The sequence below is a fragment of the Pseudomonas sp. R1-1 genome (assembly GCF_051132135.1).
Taxonomy (GTDB): Bacteria; Pseudomonadota; Gammaproteobacteria; order Pseudomonadales; family Pseudomonadaceae; genus Aquipseudomonas.
Map to the genome: position 1 here is coordinate 4,926,494 of NZ_CP071663.1, position 26,574 is coordinate 4,953,067.

The 26,574-nt window shown below is 60.8% G+C and carries 19 protein-coding genes; 13 read left to right on the forward strand and 6 right to left on the reverse strand.

Annotated features, from left to right (window positions below; translation table 11 throughout):
* Positions 1 to 18: 18 nt before the first annotated feature.
* A complete protein-coding gene (locus J3P75_RS22180) occupies positions 19 to 2,721 on the forward strand; it encodes a [protein-PII] uridylyltransferase (protein ID WP_434708191.1) in 2,703 nt (900 codons plus the stop codon).
* Positions 2,722 to 2,924: 203 nt separating this feature from the next.
* Positions 2,925 to 4,124 carry a succinyldiaminopimelate transaminase gene (gene dapC, locus J3P75_RS22185; protein WP_434708192.1) on the forward strand — a complete coding sequence of 400 codons (1,200 nt, stop codon included), beginning with the start codon at positions 2,925 to 2,927 and terminating at the stop codon, positions 4,122 to 4,124.
* 44 nt (positions 4,125 to 4,168) lie between these two features.
* On the opposite strand, the gene J3P75_RS22190 is transcribed toward dapC, so the two are convergent.
* Positions 4,169 to 5,800, reverse strand: a complete 1,632-nt coding sequence (locus tag J3P75_RS22190; RefSeq protein ID WP_434708193.1) for a Na+/H+ antiporter — start codon at positions 5,798 to 5,800, stop codon at positions 4,169 to 4,171.
* Between the two features lie 342 nt (positions 5,801 to 6,142).
* Here J3P75_RS22190 and J3P75_RS22195 point away from each other — a divergent pair, with 342 nt between their 5' ends.
* The 4 genes from J3P75_RS22195 to J3P75_RS22210 all read left to right on the forward strand — a co-directional run bounded on the left by J3P75_RS22195 (position 6,143) and on the right by J3P75_RS22210 (position 9,270).
* Positions 6,143 to 6,451: an arsenate reductase gene (locus J3P75_RS22195; protein WP_231985582.1), complete on the forward strand. Its 309-nt coding sequence runs from the start codon at positions 6,143 to 6,145 to the stop codon at positions 6,449 to 6,451.
* A gap of 31 nt (positions 6,452 to 6,482) precedes the next feature.
* Complete coding sequence (gene dapD, locus J3P75_RS22200; RefSeq protein ID WP_434591863.1) at positions 6,483 to 7,517, forward strand: 2,3,4,5-tetrahydropyridine-2,6-dicarboxylate N-succinyltransferase; 1,035 nt, start codon at positions 6,483 to 6,485, stop codon at positions 7,515 to 7,517.
* Between the two features lie 146 nt (positions 7,518 to 7,663).
* Positions 7,664 to 8,869, forward strand: coding sequence for an aminotransferase class V-fold PLP-dependent enzyme (locus J3P75_RS22205; protein ID WP_434708194.1), 1,206 nt, complete (start codon positions 7,664 to 7,666; stop codon positions 8,867 to 8,869).
* A complete protein-coding gene (locus J3P75_RS22210; protein ID WP_434708195.1) occupies positions 8,866 to 9,270 on the forward strand; it encodes a SufE family protein in 405 nt (134 codons plus the stop codon). Before J3P75_RS22205 ends, J3P75_RS22210 begins: the two co-directional genes overlap by 4 nt.
* 120 nt (positions 9,271 to 9,390) lie before the next feature.
* On the opposite strand, the gene tcdA is transcribed toward J3P75_RS22210, so the two are convergent.
* The gene (gene tcdA / locus J3P75_RS22215) at positions 9,391 to 10,206 is read right to left on the reverse strand and encodes a tRNA cyclic N6-threonylcarbamoyladenosine(37) synthase TcdA (protein ID WP_434708196.1); all 816 of its coding nucleotides are present in this window, start codon (positions 10,204 to 10,206) and stop codon (positions 9,391 to 9,393) included.
* A gap of 213 nt (positions 10,207 to 10,419) precedes the next feature.
* Here tcdA and J3P75_RS22220 point away from each other — a divergent pair, with 213 nt between their 5' ends.
* From J3P75_RS22220 to J3P75_RS22235, 4 genes are all read left to right on the forward strand, one after another.
* Positions 10,420 to 13,011, forward strand: a complete 2,592-nt coding sequence (locus J3P75_RS22220) for a glycosyltransferase (RefSeq protein ID WP_434708197.1) — start codon at positions 10,420 to 10,422, stop codon at positions 13,009 to 13,011.
* Positions 13,012 to 13,251: 240 nt separating this feature from the next.
* Positions 13,252 to 14,403, forward strand: a complete 1,152-nt coding sequence (dapE, locus tag J3P75_RS22225; protein WP_208938551.1) for a succinyl-diaminopimelate desuccinylase — start codon at positions 13,252 to 13,254, stop codon at positions 14,401 to 14,403.
* Entirely contained in the window at positions 14,403 to 15,212 is an 810-nt protein-coding gene (locus tag J3P75_RS22230) for a putative RNA methyltransferase (protein ID WP_434708198.1), read from the forward strand. The genes dapE and J3P75_RS22230 overlap by 1 nt, the downstream gene beginning before the upstream one ends.
* A 75-nt stretch (positions 15,213 to 15,287) precedes the next feature.
* A complete protein-coding gene (locus J3P75_RS22235; protein ID WP_434708199.1) occupies positions 15,288 to 15,665 on the forward strand; it encodes a hypothetical protein in 378 nt (125 codons plus the stop codon).
* A 229-nt stretch (positions 15,666 to 15,894) separates the two neighbouring features.
* Here J3P75_RS22235 and J3P75_RS22240 read toward each other — a convergent pair whose 3' ends face one another.
* Positions 15,895 to 16,104: a cold shock domain-containing protein gene (locus J3P75_RS22240; protein ID WP_208938554.1), complete on the reverse strand. Its 210-nt coding sequence runs from the start codon at positions 16,102 to 16,104 to the stop codon at positions 15,895 to 15,897.
* Between the two features lie 238 nt (positions 16,105 to 16,342).
* Here J3P75_RS22240 and plsB point away from each other — a divergent pair, with 238 nt between their 5' ends.
* The 3 genes from plsB (at position 16,343) to J3P75_RS22255 (ending at position 20,077) form a co-directional block, all read left to right on the forward strand.
* A complete protein-coding gene (plsB, locus tag J3P75_RS22245; RefSeq protein ID WP_434708200.1) occupies positions 16,343 to 18,844 on the forward strand; it encodes a glycerol-3-phosphate 1-O-acyltransferase PlsB in 2,502 nt (833 codons plus the stop codon).
* Between the two features lie 117 nt (positions 18,845 to 18,961).
* Positions 18,962 to 19,360, forward strand: a complete 399-nt coding sequence (locus J3P75_RS22250; RefSeq protein WP_434708201.1) for a YbaY family lipoprotein — start codon at positions 18,962 to 18,964, stop codon at positions 19,358 to 19,360.
* Between the two features lie 27 nt (positions 19,361 to 19,387).
* Positions 19,388 to 20,077 (forward strand): DUF4197 domain-containing protein, encoded by a 690-nt coding sequence (locus J3P75_RS22255; protein WP_093104297.1) that lies wholly within the window; start codon positions 19,388 to 19,390, stop codon positions 20,075 to 20,077.
* Here the strand turns inward: J3P75_RS22255 and J3P75_RS22260 are convergent.
* From J3P75_RS22260 to J3P75_RS22270, 3 genes are all read right to left on the reverse strand, one after another.
* Positions 20,074 to 21,465 (reverse strand): Fic family protein, encoded by a 1,392-nt coding sequence (locus tag J3P75_RS22260; RefSeq protein ID WP_434708202.1) that lies wholly within the window; start codon positions 21,463 to 21,465, stop codon positions 20,074 to 20,076. The two genes, J3P75_RS22255 and J3P75_RS22260, sit on opposite strands and share 4 nt — an antisense overlap.
* An 840-nt stretch (positions 21,466 to 22,305) precedes the next feature.
* Positions 22,306 to 25,374, reverse strand: coding sequence for an efflux RND transporter permease subunit (locus tag J3P75_RS22265; protein WP_434708203.1), 3,069 nt, complete (start codon positions 25,372 to 25,374; stop codon positions 22,306 to 22,308).
* Positions 25,375 to 25,380: 6 nt separating this feature from the next.
* Positions 25,381 to 26,481 (reverse strand): efflux RND transporter periplasmic adaptor subunit, encoded by a 1,101-nt coding sequence (locus J3P75_RS22270; RefSeq protein WP_434708204.1) that lies wholly within the window; start codon positions 26,479 to 26,481, stop codon positions 25,381 to 25,383.
* Positions 26,482 to 26,574 lie beyond the last annotated feature (93 nt).

Genomic DNA, 26,574 nt, shown 5'->3' on the forward strand with positions numbered 1-26,574 from the left:
ATAAAGGAAAGCCAATCGATGCCGCAGGTGGATCCCGAACTTTTCGACCGCGGCCAGTTCCAGGCTGAACTGGCCCTCAAAGCGAGTCCTGTCGCGGCGTTCAAGAAGGCGATCCGCCAGGCCCGCGAGGTCCTCGACACGCGTTTTCGTAACGGTCGCGACATTCGCCGCCTGATCGAAGACCGTGCCTGGTTCGTCGATAACATCCTGCAAAAGGCCTGGGAGCAATTTGACTGGAGCGAAGACGCCGACATCGCGCTAGTCGCGGTCGGCGGCTACGGTCGCGGTGAACTGCACCCGTATTCCGACATCGATTTGCTGATCCTGCTGGACAGCGCCGACCACGAAGTTTTCCGTGATTCCATCGAGCGCTTTCTCACCTTGCTATGGGACATCGGCCTGGAAGTCGGACAGAGCGTGCGTTCGGTCGACGAATGCGCCGAAGAGGCCCGCGCCGACCTGACCGTGGTCACCAATCTGATGGAGAGCCGCACGATCTGCGGCCCCGAGCGTCTGCGCCAGCGCATGCTCGATGTCACCAGCACCGCCCACATGTGGCCGGCCAAGGAGTTTTTCCTGGCCAAGCGCGCCGAACAAAAGGCCCGCCACCACAAGTACAACGACACCGAATACAACCTCGAACCCAACGTCAAAGGCTCGCCTGGCGGCCTGCGCGACATCCAGACGATTCTCTGGGTGGCCCGGCGTCAGTACGGCACCCTGAACCTGCGCGCCCTCGCCGGCGAAGGTTTCCTGGTCGAAAGCGAAAACGCCCTGCTCGCCTCCTCCCAGGAATTTCTCTGGAAAGTGCGCTATGCCTTGCACATGCTCGCCGGCCGCTCCGAAGACCGCTTGCTGTTCGATCACCAGCGGACCATCGCCGGCCTGCTGGGCTTTGAGGGCGACGACGCCAAGCAGGCGGTCGAGAACTTCATGCAGCAGTACTTCCGCACGGTCATGAGCATTGCCCAGCTCAGCGATTTGATCATCCAGCACTTCGAAGAAGTCATCCTCGCCCCGGAAGACGAAGCGCCGCCGCAGCCGATCAATTCGCGTTTCCAGTTGCACGACGGCTATATCGAGGCGCGCAACGACAACGTGTTCCGGCGCACGCCGTTCGCCATGCTGGAAATCTTCGTGCTGATGGCCCAGCAGCCGGAGATCAAAGGCGTGCGCGCCGACACCATTCGTCTGCTGCGCGAAAACCGCCACCTGATCGACGACAACTTCCGCAACGATATTCGCAACACCAGCCTGTTCATCGAATTGTTCAAGTGCAAGATCGGCATCCACCGCAACCTGCGCCGGATGAACCGTTACGGCATTCTTGGCCGCTATCTGCCAGAGTTCGGTTTCATCGTCGGGCAGATGCAGCACGACCTGTTCCACATCTATACGGTCGATGCGCACACACTGAATCTGATCAAGCACCTGCGTAAATTACAGTACACCCAGGTCTCGGAGAAATTCCCGCTGGCGGCCAAGTTGATGGCCAAGCTGCCCAAGCCTGAGCTGATTTACATGGCGGGCCTGTACCACGACATCGGCAAGGGCCGGCATGGCGACCACTCGGAAATCGGCGCGGTCGATGCCGAAGCATTCTGCCAGCGCCACCAGTTGCCAGTGTGGGACAGCCGCCTGATCGTCTGGTTGGTGCAGAACCACCTGGTGATGTCGACCACCGCCCAGCGCAAGGATTTGTCCGATCCACAGGTGATCCACGATTTTGCCTTGGCGGTGGGCGATGAAACCCGTCTCGACTATCTCTACGTACTGACCGTGGCGGATATCAACGCGACCAATCCGACGCTGTGGAATTCATGGCGCGCCAGCCTGCTGCGCCAGCTCTACACCGAGACCAAACGTGCCCTGCGCCGTGGCCTGGAAAATCCGGTGGATCGTGAAGAGCAGATCCGCCAGACGCAAAGCGCCGCGCTGGATATCCTCGTGCGCGGGGGCACCGACCCGGATGACGTCGAACAGTTGTGGGCGCAACTGGGCGATGACTATTTTCTGCGCCACACCGCCGGCGACGTGGCCTGGCACAGCGATGCGATCCTGCAGCAGCCGGTCGACGGCGGGCCGCTGGTGCTGATCAAGGAGACCACCCAACGCGAGTTCGAAGGTGGCACGCAGATCTTCATTTATGCCCCCGACCAGCACGATTTCTTCGCGGTGACCGTGGCAGCCATGGACCAGCTGAACCTGAACATTCACGACGCCCGCGTCATTACGTCCAGCAGCCAGTTCACCCTCGACACCTACATCGTGCTCGACAACGAAGGTGAGTCGATCGGGGACAACCCGACGCGGGTCAAGCAGATTCGTGAAGGCCTGACCGAAGCCCTGCGTGATCCGGACGACTACCCCACGATCATTCAGCGTCGCGTGCCGCGCCAGCTCAAGCATTTCGCCTTTGCGCCGCAGGTAACGATTCACAACGATGCGCAGCGCCCGGTGACGGTGCTCGAACTGACGGCGCCCGATCGTCCCGGCCTGCTGGCGAGGATCGGCGGGATTTTCCTCGAATTCGACTTGTCGCTGCAGAACGCCAAGATTGCGACCCTGGGCGAACGCGTGGAAGACGTGTTCTTTATCACCGACGCACACAATCAGCCGCTGTCCGACCCGCTGCTGTGCAGCCGCTTGCAGGATGCGATCGTCGAGCAGTTGAGCGTCAATCAGGAACCGGATATCAAGCTGTCCCGAATCAGTATCTGAACCCATCCATTACCCCGGTGGGAAGGAATACTCCGACTTCAGCCTGTTAACCCAACCCTTGTAGGAGTGAGCCTGCTCGCGATAGCGATGTACCAGCTTGCATACATATTGAATCTGCGGCCCTCATCGCGAGCAGGCTCACTCCTACAGGTTCGGTGAACGGCTCAGTTATGGAGTCTTGCCCCACATTGACCGAGGCCCCCATGAACAACGCCCTGAATCAGCTCCAGCCGTATCCGTTCGAAAAGCTGCGCGCCCTGCTCGGCACCGTGACGCCGAACCCGGACAAGCGCCCGATCGCCCTGTCGATCGGCGAGCCGAAACACCGTTCGCCGAGTTTTGTCGCCGAAGCACTGGCCAACAGTCTCGACCAGATGGCGGTGTACCCGACCACCCTCGGCATTCCGGCCCTGCGTGAAGCCATTGGCGGTTGGTGCGAGCGGCGTTTCGGCGTACCGAACGGCTGGATCGATCCGGCGCGCAACGTGCTGCCAGTCAACGGCACCCGTGAAGCGCTGTTCGCCTTCACCCAGACCGTGGTCAATCGTGGCGACGAGGCGTTGGTGGTCAGCCCCAACCCGTTCTATCAGATCTACGAAGGCGCGGCGTTTCTTGCCGGGGCCAAGCCGCATTACCTGCCATGCCTCGACGAGAATGGCTTCAACCCGGACTTCGATGCCGTTTCCCCGGACATCTGGAAGCGCTGCCAGATTTTGTTTCTGTGCTCGCCGGGCAACCCGACCGGCGCGTTGATCCCGGTCGAAACCCTGAAAAAGCTGATCGCCCTGGCCGACCAGTACGATTTCGTGATTGCTGCCGACGAGTGCTACAGCGAACTGTATTTCGACGAACAAACCCCGCCGCCAGGCTTGCTCACTGCTTGCGTTGAACTGGGTCGCCAGGACTTCAAGCGCTGCGTGGTGTTCCACAGCCTGTCCAAGCGTTCCAACCTGCCGGGCCTGCGTTCCGGTTTTGTTGCCGGTGACGCCGATATCCTCAAAGGCTTCCTGCTGTATCGCACCTACCACGGCTGCGCAATGCCGGTGCAAACCCAGCTGGCCAGCGTGGCCGCGTGGAACGATGAAGTTCACGTACGCGCCAACCGTGCGCTGTACCGCGAAAAGTTCGATGCCGTGCTGGCAATTCTCAGCCCGGTGATGGACGTGCAGCGCCCGGATGGCAGCTTCTACCTGTGGCCGAACGTGCAGGGTGACGATGCAGCATTCTGCCGCGACCTGTTTGAGCAGGAACACGTAACCGTGGTACCGGGTTCGTACCTGTCCCGCGATGTCGACGGCGTCAACCCGGGCGCCGGCCGGGTACGCATGGCGCTGGTTGCGCCGCTGGCCGAATGTGTTGAGGCGGCGGAGCGTATTCGCGCGTTCGTCACTCGCCACAAATAAACCGTTGCCCGCAGCAGAACGTCTGATGCGGGCACTGTGGCAGGCTACTTCACCTGCCCCAGATTGGCCTCGCTCAAGTCCAGTTCGCCAAGTACTTCCCTGAGGACGTCATCACCGATCTGGTGATGACGGCTCAGGCTGTACAACTCCAGACGCTGCGCCCGCAGCGCTTTCAAACGCAAGCGCCGCTCAAGCAGATCCATCTGGAAGGCCAACGCTTGGGCTTCCGCGGAATCATTGAACACGTCGAGCTGATGGCGATATTCGGACATGATCCGCGCCTTCAGTTCGGCGGCCAATGCCGCTTGAGCGGCGTCCTGCGGGAGGGCCTCTTCGGTCTCAAGGGCATGAATCGCCGCCTCGGCGGTTTTGCGCCAGGCGTCGCGCACTTCCTGACGACGCTTGTCATCCGGACTCTTTTCGATACCGCGCAGCAGCAACGGCAAGGCAATGCACGCCGAGATCAGCGACAGCAGGATTACCCCGGCAGCGATGAAGATCAGCAGATCACGCTCGGGAAACGCCTGCGCGCCGATCAACATCGGCACCGACATCACCCCCGCCAGCGTCACCGCCCCGCGCACGCCGCCGACCGTCAGCAACCAGCAGGAGCGCGCGGTCGGCACTTGCGTCAGCTCGCCCTTGCCGCGCAAACGGCGCAGCAGCACCGACAAACGCCAGATGCTCTGTACCCAGACAAAGCGCAACAACACCAGCGCGAGAAAGATCGCCAGCACATCGAGGCAACGATAAAAAAGCGTTGGCCACAAGGTCGGCTCGTGGCTGACCACGGCTTTGATGATGTCCGGCAGTTGCAGGCCGAGCAGCAGGAAGATCAAACCGTTGAAAGCAAATTCGAGCAGCGACCAGACACTGCGATTGAGCAGTCGGGTGCTGGTCTGCCGTGGCAAGAGATCGAGCCAGCTCTGCATCATCCCGGCCGCCACTGCCGAGAGAATGCCCGACACGCCGAGACGTTCGGCCAGCACATACGCGGCGAACGGCAGCAGCAACATGAACACCACGTGCGTGGCCGGGTCATCCCAGCCGCGGGCGATCATCCATGCGCGCAAACGCCCGACCAGCCAGCTCAAGGCCACGCCGACGGCCAGTCCGCCGAGGGCCACGACAACGAAACTCAGGCCAGCGTTGGTCAGTGAGAACACCCCGGTGATGGCAGCAGCAAGGGCAAACTTGAACGTCACCAGACCCGAGGCATCGTTCATCAACGCCTCGCCCTGCAAGATATGCATCAGCGGCGTCGGCAAACGATTCTGCGCAATGGCCGAAACCGCCACGGCGTCGGTTGGCGACAACACTGCGGCCAGGGCAAACGCCACCGGCAGCGGAATCGTCGGCAATAGCCAGTGAATGAAATACCCGGCGCCGACCACGGTAAACAGCACCAAACCCACCGCCAGCGTCAGGATCGGCCCGCGCAATTGCCAGAACGCGCGCTTGGGCATGCGCCACCCATCGGAGAACAGCAACGGCGGCAGGAACAGAAACAGGAACAACTCAGGATCGAGCGCCACATGCAGGCCGAGAGTCGGCCAGGCAAGCAAGGCACCGGCGGCGATTTGCACCAGCGGCAGTGGCAGCGGAACGATCCGGCCGATCAGACGCGAGACGCCGACCAGCATGAGCAGGATCAGGACGGTGTAAGCAGTTTGCATAAAACGTAGATTCCGGACCATCGACAGCGTTCAATTGCCATATTAACCGCTCAGGATGCGTCTGACCGTTGCACCTATGTCGCACGGTTGGACCCAATCACCCTGTGGGGAGCCTGCTGGCGATGGCGGCCACACATTGAGATGAATGTCGACTGATCCGACGCTATCGCCAGCAGGCTGGCTCCCACAGGTTTTGCATTGCCAGATAAAGCCAGGCGCCGCGAAACCGTTTGGTCATGGCATAATCCCACACCATTTTTTTCCAGCACCTGCAAAGGGGGCGATTCCTTGGCCGTTTCAAGTAAAACGTTGCACCTTTTCGGCATCAAAGCCTGCGACACCATGAAAAAGGCGCGCACCTGGCTCGATGAACACGCTGTCAGCTACGATTTTCACGATTACAAGAGCGCCGGTATCGACCGTGAACACCTGACCCAATGGTGTGACGAACACGGCTGGCAGACTGTGCTGAACCGCGCAGGCACGACCTTTCGCAAACTCGACGACGAACGCAAAGCCGATCTCGACCAGTCGAAAGCCATCGAACTGATGCTCGCGCAACCCTCGATGATCAAGCGCCCGGTGCTCGATCTCGGTGACCGAACCCTGATTGGCTTCAAGCCAGATATCTACGCGGCCGCTCTGAAGTAAGCAGCCCGTCACTCTTCGTAGAGGTATTCCCATGTCCAATTCTCTGTTCAGCATCGCCTTCGGTATCGGCACCCAGAACCGTCAAGGCGCGTGGCTGGAAGTGTTCTATGCACAGCCATTGCTCAACCCTTCGGCTGAACTGGTCGCGGCCGTTGCGCCGATCCTCGGTTACACCGAAGGCAACCAGGCCATCACCTTCACTACCGCCCAGGCTGCGCAACTGGCTGAAGCGGTAAAGGGCATCGACGCCGTGCAAGGCAAGTTGCTGACCCGTTTGGCCGAGAGCCACAAGCCGCTGGTTGCGACCCTGCTGGCTGAAGACACGCAGCTGACCTCGACGCCTGAGGCCTACCTGAAGCTGCACCTGCTGTCGCACCGTCTGGTCAAGCCACACGGCGTTAGCCTGGCCGGCATTTTCCCGCTGCTGCCGAACGTAGCCTGGACCAGCCAGGGCGCCATTGACCTGAGCGAGCTGGCGGAAATGCAACTGGAAGCGCGTCTGCGCGGCGAGCTGCTGGAAGTGTTCTCGGTGGACAAGTTCCCGAAAATGACCGACTACGTGGTTCCGGCCGGCGTGCGTATCGCTGACGCCGCGCGTCTGCGTCTGGGCGCCTACGTCGGTGAAGGCACCACCGTCATGCACGAAGGTTTCATCAACTTCAACGCCGGCACCGAAGGCCCGGGCATGATCGAAGGCCGCGTTTCCGCTGGCGTCTTCGTCGGCAAGGGTTCGGACCTGGGCGGCGGTTGCTCGACCATGGGCACCCTGTCGGGCGGCGGCAACATCGTGATCAAGGTCGGCGAAGGCTGCCTGATCGGCGCCAACGCCGGTATCGGCATTCCGCTGGGCGATCGCAACACCGTTGAATCGGGCCTGTACGTGACCGCCGGTACCAAGGTCGCGCTGCTGGACGAGCACAACAATCTGGTTAAAGTGGTGAAGGCACGCGAGCTGGCCGGCCAGACCGACCTGCTGTTCCGTCGCAATTCGGAAACCGGTGCCGTGGAGTGCAAGACCCACAAATCGGCGATCGAACTGAACGAAGCGCTGCACGCTCACAACTAAGCACGCAGTCGACTCATTGTAGGAGTGAGCCTGCTCGCGATGGCATTGGATCAGTAGCTGAAGGTTGACTGACACACCGCCATCGCGAGCAGGCTCACTCCTACAGGGGCAGCGTACACCCCGCCCAATTTCACAGGGCTGAACACATGATGATTCCCTCCCCCTGGCGCGCCGACTTCCCGGCCATCGCCGCTCTGCAACGGCAGGACCAGACCTATCTGGACAACGCCGCCACCACGCAAAAACCGCAAGCCCTGCTCGATGCGCTGATGCATTACTATGCCAACGGCGCGGCCAACGTGCACCGCGCGCAACACCTGCCCGGCGCGCACGCCACGCAGGCGTTCGAAGACAGTCGGCACAAGGTCGCGCAGTGGCTGAATGCGGCTGACAGCGGGCAAATCATTTTTACCCACGGCGCCACCAGCGCGCTGAATCTTCTGGCTTATGGGCTGGAACATTTATTCCAGCCGGGCGATGAAATTGTCATCAGCGCCCTGGAGCACCACGCCAATCTGCTGCCGTGGCAGCAATTGGCCCTGCGGCGTCAGTTGAAACTGGTGATTCTGCCGCTGGACGCTGACGGCCTGATCGACCTCGCTGCTGCTGTACACCTGATCGGCCCGCGTACGCGTTTGCTCGCGGTGAGTCAGTTGTCCAACGTGCTCGGCGCCTGGCAGCCATTGACCGCTTTGCTGGGCATGGCCAAGGCGCAAAACGCGCTGAGCGTGGTCGATGGCGCGCAAGGCGTGGTTCACGGTCGCCATGACGTGCAAGCGCTGGGTTGCGACTTCTATGTGTTTTCCAGCCACAAGCTGTATGGCCCCGATGGCCTCGGCGTGCTGTTCGGGCGCAATGCTGCGCTTGCGCAGCTAAAGCCGTGGCAGTTCGGCGGCGAGATGGTGCTGGAGGCCAACTATCACGACTCGCGCTTTCGCCCGGCGCCGCTGGGTTTCGAGGCGGGCACTCCGCCGATTGCCAGCGTGATCGGCCTCGGCGCGACTCTCGATTATCTGGCCGGTCTGGATCAGGACGCGGTGTCCACCCATGAGGCGGCGCTGCATGACTACTTGCTGCGTGGCCTCGCCGCGCGCGACGGCATCTGCCTGCTCGGCAAGCCGCAACTGGCACTGGCCAGTTTCGTCGTCGAGGGTGTGCATAACGCTGACCTGGCGCATCTGCTCACCGAACAGGGCATCGCCGTGCGCGCCGGGCATCATTGCGCTATGCCGTTGATGAAAAGCTTCGAACTGGCGGGGGCGATTCGCGTGTCGCTGGCGCTGTACAACGATTCAGAAGATCTGGAACGCTTTTTCGAAGCGCTGGATCAAGCGCTGGAGATGTTGCGATGAGCCTGCCGATGGAAGCGAGCGAAGCGCTGCAGACGTTTCAGAACGCGGCGGGCTGGGAACAGCGGGCGCGGTTGCTGATGCAGTTTGGTGATCGCTTGCCGCCCATGGATGACGCAGACAAATGCGAGGCCAACCGCGTGCATGGCTGTGAAAGTCAGGTGTGGCTGGTCGGCGAGTTGCGCGACGGTCACTGGCAGTTCAAGGCAAGCAGCGATGCGCGGATGATTCGTGGGCTGGTGGCGTTGTTGCTGTTGCGGGTTAACGGGTTGTCGGCCGCTGAGTTGCAGCAGATTGATTTGCCTGATTGGTTCAATCAGCTTGGCCTGTCGCGCCAGCTATCGCCCTCGCGCAGCAATGGCCTCAATGCCGTGCTCCAGCGGATGAATGAGCTGGCAGGCTGATCGCCTTGACCGATCGTTCCCACGCTCTGCGTGGGAATGCAGCCCGGGACGCTCCGCGTCCCATCCAAAGCCGAACGCGGAGCGTCCATTGAGGCATTCCCACGCAGAGCGTGGGAACGATCACTGCGGCTTGGTGCGATCCGACGGCCGCCGCACCCCGGCAACAATCTTGTCCACAGCCTTGGTCGCCGCCACCATGCCGAACGTTGCCGTGACCATCATCACCGCGCCAAACCCGCCGGCGCAGTCGAGCTTCACCCCGTCACCGACAAAACTTTTCTGCAAACAGATGCTGCCGTCCGGCTTCGGGTAACGAAGTTGTTCCGTGGAAAACACGCACGGCACGCTGTAATGCCGGGTCACGGTACGCGAGAAACCATAATCGCGGCGCAACGTTGAACGCACTTTCGAAGCCAGCGGGTCGTTGAAGGTGCGGTTCAGATCGCACACCTGAATCAGCGTCGGGTCAATCTGCCCGCCGGCGCCACCGGTGGTGATGATCTGGATCTTGCGGCGCTTGCACCAGGCGATCAGCGCTGCCTTGGCGTTGACTGCGTCGATGCAGTCGATCACGCAGTCGATGTCCGGCGTGATGTATTCGGCCATGGTGTCACGGGTGACGAAATCCGCGACCGCATGCACGGTGCAGTCCGGGTTGATCCCGCGCAGACGCTCGGCCATCACCTCGACCTTGGGCTTGCCGACGGTGCTGTCCAGCGCGTGCAACTGTCGGTTGGCGTTGCTGACGCAGACGTCGTCGAGGTCGAACAGCGAAATCTCGCCGACACCACAACGGGCCATGGCTTCCGCCGCCCAGGAACCGACACCGCCGACACCGACGATCGCCACATGGGCGGCGCGCAAGCGCTCCAGGCCCTCAATGCCATACAAACGGGCGATGCCTGCAAACCGCGGATCTTCTGTACTCATGACCATTACCCCAAAAACCGGCGCGCATTATAGGGCTACAAAGCGACAAGTTTTAAGCGTGGAGCTGCAAGTGTAAGAACTTATGTGCTGGCCGGTTGCCCAACGTCGGGCATTTCTGCGTCTGTTGTACGACTCGTAGATTGCCGGTGTAGGATGCGCGCCCTTTGGTGCCTTGCCGACCGATCCTTCGTTCCACAGCCTTTGGAACCCGAAATAGCTATGTCATCGCGTAAATTTGGACTCAACCTGGTGGTCGTGCTGGCCATCGCTGCCCTTTTCAGCGGTTTCTGGGCGTTGATCAACCGTCCGGTGTCAGCGCCGAACTGGCCGGAGCAAATCTCCGGTTTCTCTTATTCGCCATTCCAGCAGGGGCAATTCCCACAGAAAGATCAGTATCCGACTGACGATGAAATGCGCCGCGACCTGGAAATCATGAGCAAGCTGACGGACAACATCCGCATCTACTCGGTCGACGGCTCGCTGGGCGACATTCCAAAACTGGCTGAAGAGTTCGGCTTGCGCGTAACCCTCGGTATCTGGATCAGCCCCGACCAGGAACGCAACGAACGAGAAATCGCCAAAGCCATCGAACTGGCCAACACTTCGCGCAGCGTGGTGCGCGTGGTGGTCGGCAATGAGGCGCTGTTCCGTGAAGAAATCACTCCCGAAGCGCTGATCGTTCTGCTGGATCGGGTGCGTGCTGCGGTCAAAGTGCCGGTAACGACGTCCGAGCAATGGCACATCTGGGAGAAATACCCACAATTGGCCAAACACGTTGACCTGATCGCCGCCCACATTCTGCCGTACTGGGAATTCATTCCGGTCGACAAGGCCGGCCAGTTCGTCTTCGACCGCGCGCGCGACCTGAAGAAGCTGTTCCCGAAAAAGCCCCTGCTGCTCTCCGAAGTCGGCTGGCCGAGCAATGGCCGCATGCGCGGTGGTGCCGATGCGTCGCCGGCCGATCAGGCCATTTACCTGCGTACGCTGGTCAACAAGCTTAACCGCCAGGGCTTCAACTACTTCGTGATCGAGGCGTTCGATCAGCCGTGGAAAGCCAGCGACGAAGGCTCGGTCGGCGCCTACTGGGGCGTGTTCAACGCCGCGCGTCAGCAGAAATTCAATTTCGAAGGCCCGGTTGTCGCGATCCCGCAATGGCGGGTGCTGGCCATCGGTTCGGTGGTGCTGGCGCTGTTGTCGCTGACCCTGCTGATGATCGACGGCTCGGCCTTGCGCCAGCGCGGCCGCACGTTCCTGACATTTATCGCGTTCCTCTGCGGTTCGGTGCTGGTGTACATCGGCTACGACTACAGCCAGCAATACAGCACCTGGTTCAGCCTGACAGTGGGTTTCCTCCTGGCCCTCGGTGCCCTCGGGGTATTCATCGTATTACTGACCGAGGCCCATGAACTGGCCGAAGCGGTGTGGATTCACAAGCGTCGGCGCGAATTCCTGCCGGTGGTCGGCGACTCCAGCTATCGCCCGAAAGTGTCGATCCATGTGCCGTGCTACAACGAGCCGCCGGAAATGGTCAAACAGACCCTCGATGCCCTCGCCGCGCTCGACTATCCCGACTATGAAGTGCTGATCATCGACAACAACACCAAGGACCCGGCGGTGTGGGAGCCGGTGCGCGACTACTGCGCGACCCTCGGCCCGCGCTTCAAGTTCTTCCACGTTGCGCCGCTGGCCGGGTTCAAGGGTGGCGCGCTGAACTACCTGATTCCGCACACCGCCAAAGACGCTGAAGTGATCGCGGTGATCGACTCCGATTACTGCGTGAGCCCGAACTGGCTCAAGCACATGGTGCCGCACTTCGCTGACCCGAAAATCGCTGTGGTGCAGTCGCCGCAGGATTATCGCGACCAGAACGAAAGCACTTTCAAGAAGCTCTGCTACGCCGAGTACAAAGGCTTCTTCCACATCGGCATGGTCACCCGCAACGACCGCGACGCGATCATTCAGCACGGCACCATGACCATGACCCGCCGTTCGGTCCTGGAAGAATTGGGCTGGGCCGACTGGTGCATTTGTGAAGATGCCGAACTGGGTCTGCGCGTGTTCGAAAAAGGCTTGTCGGCGGCGTATTACCACGACAGTTACGGCAAAGGCCTGATGCCGGATACGTTCATCGACTTCAAGAAACAGCGTTTCCGTTGGGCCTATGGCGCGATCCAGATCATCAAGCGCCACACCGCCAGCCTGCTGCGCGGCAAGGACACCGAGCTGACCCGCGGCCAGCGCTACCACTTCCTCGCGGGCTGGCTGCCGTGGGTCGCCGATGGCATGAACATCTTCTTTACCGTCGGTGCGCTGCTGTGGTCGGCGGCGATGATCATCGTGCCGCAACGGGTCGATCCGCCGCTGCTGATCTTCGCGATCCCGCCACTGGCGCTGTTCGTGTTCAAGGTCGGCAAGATCATCTTCCTTTATCGTCGCGCCGTCGGCGTCAACCTCAAGGATGCGTTCTGCGCGGCGCTGGCCGGGCTGGCGTTATCGCACACCATCGCCAAAGCGGTGCTGTACGGCTTCTTCACCAGCAGCATTCCGTTCTTTCGCACACCGAAAAACGCCGACAACCATGGTTTCTGGGTGGCGATTTCCGAAGCGCGCGAAGAAGTCTTCATCATGCTGCTGTTGTGGGGCGCGGCGCTGGGGATCTTTCTGGTCAACGGCATGCCGAGCAATGACATGCGCTTCTGGGTAGTGATGCTGCTGGTGCAGTCGCTGCCGTATCTGGCGGCGCTGATCATGGCGTTCCTGTCGTCGCTGCCCAAACCTGCCGCCGTGCAGGAACCGGCACCTGTCGTCTAAATCGGCATCGATGCACTAAACGGCGGCCAATGGTCGCCGTTTTGCTTTAAGATAACCGCCATTTTGCGGGGCTTGGCGGCATACAGGGTCTGACTGACCGAACCCAATCCCCTGTAGGAGTGAGCCTGCTCGCGAAGGCCTTGTAACATTCAACCTCTATGTTGCCTGGTACACCGCCTTCGCGAGCAGGCTCGCTCCTACATTGGCCCTCGCTCAAATTCATGATCTTCGGAGTTTTCCATGACGGCCCACGCCGACCTTTCGCCGACCCTCCAGCTCGCCATCGACCTGATCCGCCGTCCGTCCGTGACACCGGTCGACGCCGATTGCCAGAAGCAGATGATGCAGCGCCTGGGCGATGCCGGTTTTACCCTGGAGCCGATGCGCATCGAGGATGTGGATAACTTCTGGGCTACCCACGGCAACGGTGACGGCCCGGTGCTGTGCTTCGCTGGCCACACCGACGTGGTGCCGACCGGCCCGGTCAGCGCGTGGCAGATCGACCCGTTCAACGCGGTGATCGACGAACACGGCATGCTCTGCGGCCGTGGCGCGGCGGACATGAAAGGCAGCCTGGCGTCGATGACCGTTGCCGCCGAGCGTTTCGTCGCCGACTACCCGAACCACAAGGGCAAGGTTGCGTTCCTGATCACCAGCGACGAAGAAGGCCCGGCCCATCACGGCACCAAAGCGGTGGTCGAGCGTCTGGCCGCACGCAATGAACGTCTGGACTGGTGCATCGTCGGCGAACCGTCGAGCACCACGCTGGTCGGCGACGTGGTCAAGAATGGCCGTCGCGGCTCGCTCGGCGCCAAGCTTACGGTCAAGGGTATTCAGGGGCATGTCGCCTACCCGCATCTGGCGAAAAACCCGATCCACCTCGCCGCCCCGGCCCTGGCCGAGCTGGCCGCCGAGCACTGGGATCACGGCAACGACTTCTTCCCGCCGACCAGTTTCCAGATTTCCAATGTAAATTCCGGCACCGGCGCGACCAACGTGATTCCGGGCGATCTGGTGGCGGTGTTCAACTTCCGCTTCTCCACCGAATCGACTGTCGAAGGCCTGCAGAAGCGCGTCGCCGATATCCTCGACAAGCATGATCTGGACTGGCACATCGACTGGGCGCTGTCCGGCCTGCCGTTCCTCACCGAACCTGGCGCACTGCTCGACGCGGTGTCGGCGAGCATCAAGACCATCACCGGTCGCGAGACCAAGGCGTCCACCAGCGGCGGGACTTCCGATGGCCGTTTCATCGCGACCATGGGCACGCAAGTGGTTGAACTGGGCCCGGTCAACGCGACCATTCACCAAGTCAACGAGCGCGTTCTGGCGGCGGACCTCGATGTGCTGACCGAGATCTACTACCAGACCCTGATCAAGTTGCTCGCCTGATGCTCGCTTGCCCGATCTGCAGTGCACCGCTGAACGCGGTGGATAACGGCGTGGTCTGCCCCGCCGGGCACCGCTTCGACCGCGCGCGTCAGGGCTACCTGAACCTGTTGCCGGTGCAGCACAAGAACAGCCGTGATCCAGGCGACAATCAGGCGATGGTCGAGGCGCGCCGCGACTTTTTGAATGCCGGGCATTACGCCCCGGTGGCCAGGCGCCTGGCCGAACTGGCGGCCGGTTATGCGCCGGATCGCTGGGTCGACATCGGTTGTGGCGAGGGTTACTACACCGCGCAGATCGCCGAGGCTTTGCCGAACGCTGATGGCTACGCGCTGGATATCTCCCGCGAGGCCGTCAAACGCGCCTGCAAGCGTAACCCGGCAATCAGCTGGTTGATCGCCAGCATGGCGCGCGTGCCGTTGGCGTCGGGCAGTTGCCAGTTTCTCGCCAGCGTCTTCAGCCCGCTGGACTGGGGTGAGGCCAAGCGTCTCCTCAGCGTGGGGGGCGGCCTGATGAAGGTCGGCCCGACCCGCGGCCATTTGATGGAACTGCGCGAGCGCCTGTACGACGAAGTGCGCGAATACACCGACGACAAGCATCTGGCCCTGGTGCCTGACGGCATGGCGCTGGCGCACAGTGAAACCCTGGAATTCAAACTGACGCTGGACAAGCCCGAGGATCGCGCCAACCTGTTGGCGATGACACCTCACGGCTGGCGCGCCAGTGCCGAGCGTCGCGCGGCGGTGATCGAACAGGCCGAGCCGTTCGAGACCACCGTGTCGATGCGCTACGATTATTTCGTTGTTCAATAACTTTTGGTTCCGGGCGAGCGCCCGGGGCCGGCTAAATCCGCGAATGGATTTTTCAGACCCGCAGTGAGGACATCCATGCGCCAACCGGATATCGAGATTTACCTGAAAGACGCCGACGTCGACCACAAGGCCATTTCCGCCTGGCTCGGCGCCGCGCTGGGCCCGTGCAGCGACTGGGTACAGAAAGGTCAGACATACAAGTGCAAGGCCGGCACCATCCCGGTGACCTGGCTGCCGAAAGCCGTGGGCAAGTGGAACAGCCTGTACCTGGAAAGCGACCAGACCCCATGGGACGACGACATCGCCTGCGCCCGCGCAGCGTTTGCCGCGCTGAACGTCGAAGTGCGCTGCGCACCGGGGACATGGGTTGAAGAAGAAGGCGAAGAAACCGCCGATCGCTGGATTCGCATCAGCGAAGATGGTGAAGAAGAAATCACCTGGAAAACGGCTTAACAACGGGCAACGTAGATCCCATGTGGGAGCGAGCCTGCTCGCGAATGCGGTGTGTCAGTCGATATGAATGCTGACTGATACACCGCATTCGCGAGCAGGCTCGCTCCCACAGTGTTTTTTTTGATCGTTCCCACGCTCCGCGTGGGAATGCAGCCCGGGACGCTCTGCGTCCCAGAGCGGACGCGGAACGTCCGTTGAGGCATTCCCACGCAGAGCGTGGGAACGATCTTTAGAGTCCGACTACGTCTTCCGCCTGCAAGCCCTTCTCGCCGCTGATCACCGCATATTCAACCTGCTGGCCCTCGGTCAGCGACCGGTGCCCTTCGCCGCGAATCGCGCGGTAGTGCACGAACACGTCCGCCCCGTCTTCGCGCTGAATAAAGCCGTAGCCCTTGGCGTCGTTGAACCACTTCACATTGCCGGTTTCGCGTGTTGCCATCTGTTCATACTCCTTTTTTATTATTGAACGGGCTTTTCGCAGGAAAGCCTCAGAGGAACGTCAGCCTGCGTCCGACGTCCATCAAAGGGCACCGGCAACAGAGCGCCGAGTATATGACAGGTGGAAAAAGTCTCAACAGGAGATTACTTCGCCGCTTTTTTGCCGATATTCGAGTAATCCGGCACACTATCGCCCTCCCGAGCAACCGCTCGGTTTTATTCACTCACGCAGAAGCCGTATGACCCGTTCCCCGTTCCGCCGTCTTGTGTTTGGCACCCTGCGCCGACTGTTGTACCTCTGGGTTCGCTCGGAGACGATCAATCAGTCGTCGTTCACCCTCAACCTCGACCGCAGTCGTCCGGTGTTCTACGTCCTGCAAAACCCTTCGTTGACCGATCTGGCCGTGGTCGACACCGAGTGCACCAAGGCCGGCCTGCCGCGCCCGGTGCTGGCGGTGTCGGTGGGTGCGCTGATCGAACCGGCGGCGTTTTTCTACCTGACCCCGGACCCGGACTGGCTCGGTCGCCAGGACAAACGCGGCGCGCCGCCGACCTTGACCCGACTGGTCAGTGCGCTGTCGCAAAACGCCGCCGAAGATGCGCAGATCATTCCGGTCAGCGTGTTCTGGGGCCAATCGCCAGACAGCGAAAACAGCCCGTGGAAACTGTTGTTCGCCGACAGCTGGGCGGTCACTGGCCGATTACGGCGCTTGCTGAGCATCATTGTCCTGGGCCGCAAGACCCGCGTGCAATTCTCCGCGCCGATCCACCTGCGCGAGCTGATCGATCACAACAAGGGCCACGAGCGCACCGTGCGCATGGCGCAGCGAATTCTGCGTGTGCACTTCCGCAACCTGAAAGCGGCGGTGATCGGCCCGGACATTTCCCACCGGCGCAATCTGGTCAAAGGCTTGCTCAATCAGCCGCTGGTCAAACAAGCGATCCTCGACGAAGCCGAGCGCGAAAACATCTCCCCGGAAAAAGCCAAGGCCCAGGCCCTGCGCTACGGCAACGAGATCGCCTCGGACTACACCTATACGGCGATCCGCTTTCTGGAAGTGGTGCTGAGCTGGTTCTGGAACAAGATCTACGACGGCATCAAGGTCAACCACATCGAAGGCGTGCAAGAGGTTGCCCCGGGTCACGAAGTGATTTACGTGCCGTGCCACCGCAGCCATATCGACTACTTGCTGCTCTCGTATCTGCTGTTTCGCAACGGCCTGACCCCGCCGCACATCGCCGCCGGGATCAACCTCAACATGCCGGTGATCGGTAGCCTGTTGCGCCGCGGCGGCGCGTTTTTCATGCGCCGTACGTTCAAGGGCAACCCGCTGTACACCTCGGTGTTCAACGAATACCTGCACACGCTGTTCACCAAAGGTTTCCCGGTCGAATACTTCGTCGAAGGCGGTCGCTCGCGCACCGGGCGCATGCTGCAACCGAAAACCGGGATGCTCGCGATCACCCTGCGCAGCTTCCTGCGTTCGTCGCGCATGCCGATCGTGTTTGTGCCGGTGTACATCGGCTACGAGCGCGTGCTGGAAGGTCGCACTTACCTCGGCGAACTGCGCGGGGCGAGCAAGAAGAAAGAATCGATTTTCGACATCTTCAAAGTCATCGGCGCGCTCAAGCAGCGTTTCGGCCAGGTGGCGGTGAACTTCGGCGAGCCGATCAAACTCGCCGAATTCCTCGACGCCGAGCAACCGGACTGGCGCCAGCAAGACCTCGGTCCGCAGTTCAAACCGGCGTGGCTTAACGAAACCACCAACCGTCTCGGCGAAAAAGTCGCGCGCCATCTCAATGAAGCAGCGGCGATCAACCCGGTGAATCTGGTGGCGCTGGCATTGCTCTCGACCACGCGTCTCGCCCTGGACGATCGTGCCATGGCGCGGGTGCTGGATCTGTATCTGGCGCTGCTGCGCAAAGTCCCGTACTCGCCGCACACCACCCTGCCTGAAGGCGATGGCCGCGCGCTGATCGAGCATGTGAAGGACATGGACCTGCTCGCCGAACAGAACGATGCGCTGGGCAAGATTCTCTATCTGGACGAACAGAATGCCGTCCTGATGACCTACTACCGCAACAACGTGTTGCACATCTTCGCCCTGCCGTCGCTGCTGGCGAGCTTCTTCCAGAGCACCTCGCGCATGAGCCGCGAGCAGATCCTGCGCTACACCCGCGCGCTGTATCCGTACCTGCAATCGGAGCTGTTCATTCGCTGGACGCTGGATGAGCTCGACGGTGTGGTCGATCAATGGCTGGAAGCGTTTGTCGAGCAAGGCCTGTTGCGTTTCGAGAAGGACTTGTACCTGCGCCCGGCACCGAGTTCGCGCCATTTCGTGCTGCTGACGCTGCTGTCAAAAAGCATCGCGCAGACCTTGCAGCGTTTCTACATGACCGTGTCCCTGCTGCTCAACAGCGGCCAGAACAGCATCAGCGCCGAAGAACTGGAAGACCTGTGCACGGTCATGGCCCAGCGCCTGTCGATCCTCCACGGTTTGAACGCGCCAGAGTTTTTCGACAAAAGCCTGTTCCGCCACTTCATCCAGACGATGCTCGACCTCGACGTGCTGCGCCGCGACGAAGCCGGCAAGCTCAGCTACCACGAATTGCTCGGTGAACTCGCCGAAGGCGCGGCGAAACGCGTGCTACCAGCGGAGATTCGTTTGTCGATCCGCCAGGTGGCGCTGCATCGCAGTGAAGATGCGGCTGATCAGCTCACCGCGTTGCCGGAAGCCTGACGCAAATCCCTGTAGGAGTGAGCCTGCTCGCGATAGCGGTTTTTCAGTCAACATCACTGTCGTCTGACACACCGCTATCGCGAGCAGGCTCACTCTTACAATTGAATGGAGTACTACATGAAAAAACTGTTGACCCTCGCCGCCGCCACGCTACTCAGCGCCTGCCAGTCCACCACCCCGGCCGGCAAAGTCGGCCTCGACGGCGAAGTGTTCTACCTGCAACGCATCGCCCTGCCGCCAAGCGCAACCCTGAGCGTCAGCCTGCAGGACGTGTCGCAGGCCGATGCCCCCGCCGTGGTTCTCGACCAACAGAAAGGCCCGGTCAAAGGCCAGGTGCCGCTGTCGTTCCACTTGAGCTACGATCCGGCGCAGGTCAAACCCGGCCATCGCTATTCGGTCAGCGCGCGTATCGAGGTCAACGGTGAGCTGATGTTCATCACCACCGAAAACCACGCCGTGCAGCTCGACGGCAAGGACCCGCAGCCGCTGAGAATCCGCGTCGACGCCGTCCGCTAATTCACGCTCCACCACAAGGAAGCCGCCATGCGCCGCCCTACCCTTCGCTTCGCCGCCATCTGCACCGGCCTGATGATCTCCGCCAACGCCCTGGCTCTGTCGCTCAGCGACCTGTCGCAACAAGACGCCGCCGGCGGCCTCAAGGATGCCCTGACCCAAGGCGCACAAATCGCCGTCAAACAACTGGGCACGCCCGGTGGCTTCAGCAACAACCCTGAAGTGAAGATCGAACTGCCAGGCAAACTCGGCAAAGCCGCGAGCAAGATGAAAGCCTTCGGCATGGGCGCCCAGGTCGAAGAACTGGAAACCGCGATGAACAAAGCCGCGGAATCCGCCGTGACCCAGGCCCAGCCAATCCTTGTCGACGCCGTGAAGAAAATGAGCGTGGCCGACGCCAAAGGCATCCTCAGCGGCGGCAACGACTCCGCCACCCAATACCTGGATAAATCCAGCCGCGAACAGATCCGCGCCAAGTTCCTGCCGATCGTCAAACAAGCCACCGACAAGGTCGGCGTCGCGCAGAAGTACAACTCGTTCGCTGGCCAGGCCGCCGCATTCGGTGTGGTCGACGCCAAAAGCGCCAACGTTGAAAACTACGTTACCGAACAGGCGCTCAATGGTTTGTTCGAAATGATTGGCAAACAGGAAGAAACGTTGCGCCAGAATCCTGCAGCGGCGGCGACGAGTCTGGCGAAGAAGGTGTTTGGGACGCTTTAAGCGGTCAGGGCATGGGGGCGAAGCAACTCGCCTCCGTGCTTACATTTGTGTATAGGGCTACGTAAAAAATATACCCATTCCCGCCCCATCTTCCTTCGCTCGAAAACCTGCAATTCAATCAGTCCCTTTAATACCGACGCAGCCTCGGCATACGAACAGACAAAGTTTCCCGCCACATTGTTGGCAGTGAACTCTTTTGCAGCTCCGCTTTTTGCCACTTGATACACCGCACGCTGTTTCTCTGTCAGTCGGTCGACAAAGCCTGAACTGATGAGCCAGCGCTCGAAGTCGTCGGTATAGGCAACAGTTCTGCGGTAAACGTCTGTGAATCCAAGTACCGCACGCTGGATGATTGAGCACTGAAATTCGATGAAATAGGTCAGGTCCAGCTCATCCGCCTCGGTGTGTAAATAAGATCGTCCATATTTCACCGGCGCGTTGCGCAATAGCAAACTGATCGCGATATAGCGAAAAGCTGCGAACTCGTTTTTGAACATCAACCAATAAAACAACGCTCTGGCGACCCGCCCGTTTCCATCGCGAAAGGGATGTTCATAGCCCAATGCAAAGTGCAGCGTGATTGCCTTGATCAGGGGATGCAGGTAATTCTTCTCGAGCGTTGAGCCGTGGGACAGGTTGACCCAATCCGACAGTTTCTCCAGCCGCGCAACCAAACTCGCAGCGGGCGGCGGCCGATGCACGGTATTGCCCGCGCCATCCTGCACGACGACTTCATCATTGGCCCGGAACACTCCGGGGGAATACTGTTTGTCATCGATCCCCTCGACACCGACCCGATGGATCGCGGCGATCAACGCCACGCTCAAGGGTTCGTGACGTTGTTCCCAGGCAAAATTCATCATCCGGTAATTACCCAGCACCATGCGCTCGTCGGGGGTGCGCGGCTGGCGCTGATGCTTGAGCATGTCCTTGGCCACCCGTGTGGTGGTGGCCGCGCCTTCCAGCTGGCTACTGGCGATGGCTTCATCTTCGATCAGATCATTGAGCAGATAAGAAAAGTGCATCCGCTCACCGATCTGACGGCTCATGTAGTCCAGCGCAGCCGTACTAGTGTGACGATCCACGACAGACAGGGTTTTCTGCGCCAGCGGCGTCTGCACATATTTGCCCCACTGCAACGGCTCGCCCAACGGCAACAGATTGATGTATTGCGCCGCTCGCGCCTTCTTCACCAACGCCCAACAAAGATTCGCGTCCAACCCCGCAGCCCAGCGATAGCGCAGCGCCTCGAATGGCAGGTAACGGCCCTGATCATCAAATGGTTTGAGCAACGCAAGATAATCTGCCAAGCGTTCCTTATGGGGAGAACGAGCCAAGAGATCGAAAACAGGGTCGGTTCTGCCGCTTGATTTCGGTGGCTTCTTCATCGGGACAGACTCAAGGATTGCGGAAAACAGGAGCTGGAGTACAACATTCGACGCGCAGCGGCTCAAGATCGGAGGTTTCTGAAAAAGATGTAGGACGGTGGGAGCATGTCAGAGTGGTAATTGTCGGCTGCCCGGCCGCCATCGCTTGCAGGCAAGCTCCCACAAAAACCGCGCCCACCACCAGGCCGAGTGCCAGCTCGCCTGCTTTTGATCTCGCGGGTGATCTTGGTTGCTGGCGCCATTGAAGGTTGAGGCTTGAAATCAGTCTGAAAATCAAAAGCCCCTCACCCTAGCCTCTCCCGGAGGGAGAGGGAACTGACCGTGGTGGATGCGAGAGATACACCGACATGAAATACCGAGTCGAATGCAAAACTTCGAAGCCAACCAAAATCGGCTCCCTCTCCCTCGGGAGAGGGCTGGGCGGGCGGCGTTCCGATGAGGGGAAAATCCACCGCAAATCCCAAGCCATGCGCCGCTTCTCACCACTCATTACAATGAGCGAAGCTCGAGTGCTTTTGATCTTGCCTAACCAGCGACATCGGAAGGCTGAGTGGAGGGATTGATCAGGGCGTGGGAGCGCAGCGACCGTCTGGCGCAGCCAGACACAGCGGAAGGAGGTGCAGCGCAGCAAACCGTAGCCGCTGCGCCCGGATCGATCCCGGAGCGAAGGAACCCCGAGCCCGCGAGGGGCCGGACGCAGGAGCAAGCCTTTTCGGTTACCTTTTCGGCGTCTGGAAAAGGTGACTCGCCGTAAGGGCGAAACCGCCAGCCGCAACACCCAAAAAACCGGATATTCACCCAAAACCCCAAGAGCCTGGTCGGCCCGAAGGCCGCCAAGAATCAAACCTCCCGACGAACCCTGAACCAGGCCGCATACAACGCCGGCAAAAACAGCAGCGTCAACGCCGTAGCCACAATCAACCCGCCCATGATCGCCACCGCCATCGGCCCGAAAAACACACTGCGCGACAACGGAATCATCGCCAGCACCGCCGCCAGCGCCGTCAACACAATCGGCCGGAACCGCCGCACGGTCGCCTCGATAATCGCCTGCCACGGTTTGAGCCCGGAGGCGATATCCTGCTCGATCTGATCCACCAGAATCACCGAGTTACGCATGATCATCCCCGACAGCGCAATCGTCCCCAGCATCGCCACAAAACCGAACGGCTGACGGAACACCATCAGGAACAACGTCACCCCGATCAACCCCAGCGGCGCCGTGAGAAACACCATCGCCGTGCGCGAAAAACTGCGTAATTGCACCATCAACAACGTCAGCACCACGACGATGAACATCGGCACCCCGGCATTCACCGAGGCCTGCCCGCGCTGGGAGTCCTCCACCGTGCCGCCGACATCCAGCAGGTAGCCATCCGGCAATTCGGCGCGAATCGAATCCAGCGTCGGCATGATCTGCTTGACCAGCGTCGCCGGCTGCTCCTTGCCATAAATGTCCGCTCGCACGGTCACGTTCGGCAGACGATTGCGGTGCCAGATAATCCCTTCCTCGAAGCCATATTCCAGCGTGGCAATCTGCGACAAGGCAACACTGCGGCCGTTGTCCGTCGGCACTGCCAGACTCGGCAGCAGCGACAACTCGGTGCGCTCATGCACCGTGCCGCGCAGGAGGATTTCGATCAATTCGTTGTCTTCGCGGTACTGACTGACGCTCGACCCGGTCAACGAACTCTGCAGGAACTTCGCCAGATTCGCCGTGCTCACGCCCAGCGCCCGCGCGCGCTCCTGATCGATATTCAGGTAAACGACTTTGCTCGGCTCTTCCCAATCCAGATGCACGTTGACCACATGCGGATTTTCGCGAACTTTGGCCGCTACCTTGCGGGCAAGCGCGCGAACCTCTTCGATGTGCTCGCCGGTCACGCGAAACTGTACCGGGTAGCCAACCGGCGGACCGTTTTCCAGGCGCGTGACCCGCGAGCGCAGCGTCGGGAATTGCTCGTTGAGGGTGTCGATCAACCATGTGCGTAGCGTCTCGCGCTCCTCGATGGTCTTCGCCAACACCACAAACTGGGCGAAGCTCGCCGCCGGCAGCTGCTGATCGAGCGGTAGATAGAAGCGCGGCGAACCGGTGCCGACATACGCCACATAATTGTCGATACCAGCGTGTTCCTTGAGCAGCGCTTCGAGACGTTTGACCTCACTGGTGGTGTTAGCCAACGACACGCCTTCGGCCAGTTTCAGATCAACCATCAGCTCCAGTCGATTGGAGGCCGGGAAGAACTGTTGCGGGACGAAGCGGAACAGCATCACCGAAGCGATAAACAGCCCGACGGTCAGCACGATCACGGTTTTGCGGTGCGCTACACACCATTCGACCAAGCGCCGGACCCGCTGATAGAACGGCGTGCCGTACGGGTCTGGCTGATCGTCGCCGGTGCCATGTTTGGCTGCGTGAATTTTTGCCAGATCCGGCAGGAGTTTTTCCCCCAGGTACGGCACGAACATCACCGCCGCGACCCACGACGCGAGCAGCGCAATGGTCACCACCTGGAAGATCGAACGGGTGTATTCGCCAGTGCCGGACTGCGCCGTGGCAATCGGCAGAAACCCGGCCGCGGTGATCAAGGTGCCGGTGAGCATCGGGAACGCGGTGCTGGTCCAGGCATAACTCGCGGCGCGGATACGATCGAAGCCCTGCTCCATTTTGATCGCCATCATTTCCACGGCGATGATCGCATCGTCGACCAGCAGCCCCAACGCCAGCACCAGCGCACCGAGGGAAATCTTGTGCAGACCAATGCCCAGGTAATACATGCAGGCGAAGGTCATCGCCAACACCAGCGGAATCGTCAGCGCGACGACCATGCCGGTACGTACGCCGAGGGAGAAAAAGCTCACCAGCAACACGATCGCCAGCGCTTCGACCAACACCTGGACGAACTCGCCGACGCCGGTTTTCACCGCTGCCGGTTGGTCGGATACCTTGCGCAGTTGCATGCCGGCCGGGAGGTTTTTCTGCAGCCGCGAGAACTCGGTTTCCAGCGCTTTGCCGAGCACCAGAATGTCGCCGCCGTCCTTCATCGCGACAGCCAGACCGATCGCGTCGTCGCCCATGAATCGCATGCGCGGCGCCGGCGGATCGCTGAAACCGCGACGCACGTCAGCGATATCGGCGATGCGGAACGTACGATCAGCGACACGAATCGGAAAGTTCTTTATCTCATCGACTGTCTGAAAATTTCCCGAGACCCGTAGCTGCAAACGCTCGCTGCCGGTTTCGAAGAACCCCGCCGTGGAGACCGCGTTCTGTTCTTCCAGCGCTTGCTGCACCGCGGCCAGCGGCAGGCCGAGGGTTGCCAGTTTGACGTTGGACAGCTCGACCCAGATCTTCTCGTCCTGCAGCCCGAGCAGTTCGACCTTGCCGACATCCTTGACCCGTTGCAGCTGGATCTGGATGCGATCGGCGTAATCCTTGAGCACGGCGTAATCGAAACCGTCGCCGGTCAACGCATAGATATTGCCGAAGGTAGTACCGAACTCGTCGTTGAAAAACGGCCCTTGAATGCCCGGCGGCAAGGTCTGGCGGATATCGCCGACTTTCTTGCGCAACTGATACCAGAGGTCGGGAATGTCCTTGGAATGCATCGAGTCGCGGGCGATGAAGGTGACTTGCGATTCGCCGGGCCGGGAGAACGACATGATGCGTTCGTATTCGCCGGTTTCCATCAGCTTCTTTTCGATGCGTTCGGTGACCTGCCGCGAGACTTCCTCCGCCGTCGCACCGGGCCAGCGGGTCTGGATGACCATGGCCTTGAAGGTGAACGGCGGATCTTCGCTCTGGCCCAGTTTGGTGTAGGACAACGCGCCAACAACGGCAAGCAAAAGCATCAGGAACAGTACGATCTGGCGATTACGCAGCGCCCATTCGGAAAGGTTGAAGCGCATTGGGGCTTACTCCTTGTTCGCCAGATTGACCACGCGGTTGGAGCGATCTACCGGCCGCACCTGCTGACCTTCGAGCAGCACATGAACCCCGGCTGCCACCACCCAGTCACTGGCGCTCAAGCCTTCGAGCACCGGTACGGTTTTTTCACCGAACGGGCCGACGCGCACCGGGGTTTTCTTCAAGGTGTTGTTGGCGTTGACAACCCAGACGTAGGTCGCGCCGTTTTCGGCAGTGAGGGCCGAGAGCGGCACTGACAAGGACACGCTGTCGGCGGATTGCACGAAGACCCGCGCGCTCTGGCCCAGCTCAGCCGGGACTTTGCCACTGGCAAAGGAAATCCTAGCGGCGAAGGTGCGCGAGCGCGGATCGGCCGCGGGCGACAACTCGCGGATCTGCCCGGCGAAGCGCTGGTTCTGCTGGGTCCACAATTCGACGGTGACCGGCTGCCCGACCTTGAAGCGGCCGAAGCTTTGCTCCGGCAGGCTGATCAACACTTCCCGCTCGCCATCGGTAGCGAGGGTGAACACGGTTTGCCCGGCAGCGACCACTTGCCCGACTTCCACCGAACGCTTGGCCACCACGCCATCCTGCGGTGCGCGCAGGACTGCGTAGCTGGCCTGGTTGGTGGAGACGTTGAATTCGGCTTTGATTTGTTTAAGACGTGCTTCGCCGGAGCGGTATAGATTTTCGGCGTTGTCGTAGGCCGAGCGGCTGACCATCTGCCGCTCCATCAGGGTCTTGTAGCGATCACGTTCGGTTCGTACCAGATTCAGATTGGCTTCGGCGGCAGCGACCTGGGCCCGCGTGGCTTCCAGTTGCAGGCGTACGTCCTGCGGGTCGAGTTCGGCCAGGGGCTGATCCGCTTTGACCCGCTGGCCTTCATCGACCAGTCGTCGGCTGACCTTGCCGCCAATACGGAATGCCAGATCGGGCTCGTAGCGCGCGCGGACTTCACCTGGATAACTTTCCATCGCCTGGGCCGAAGGCTCTGGCTGCACCACCATGGCCGGGCGCACGGTGACTTGCGTCACCTCTTCCTGACCGCACGCCGACAACAGAAACGCCAGACTCACTGGCAGTGCAAAGGACAACGCATGGCGGAACATGGTGACGGACCTTTCGCTAATGGTGCTTGGAATATTTATACTGGCGGGTATGGTATTAATAGCAAACTCACCAGTCCAGTATTAAAAGCGAAG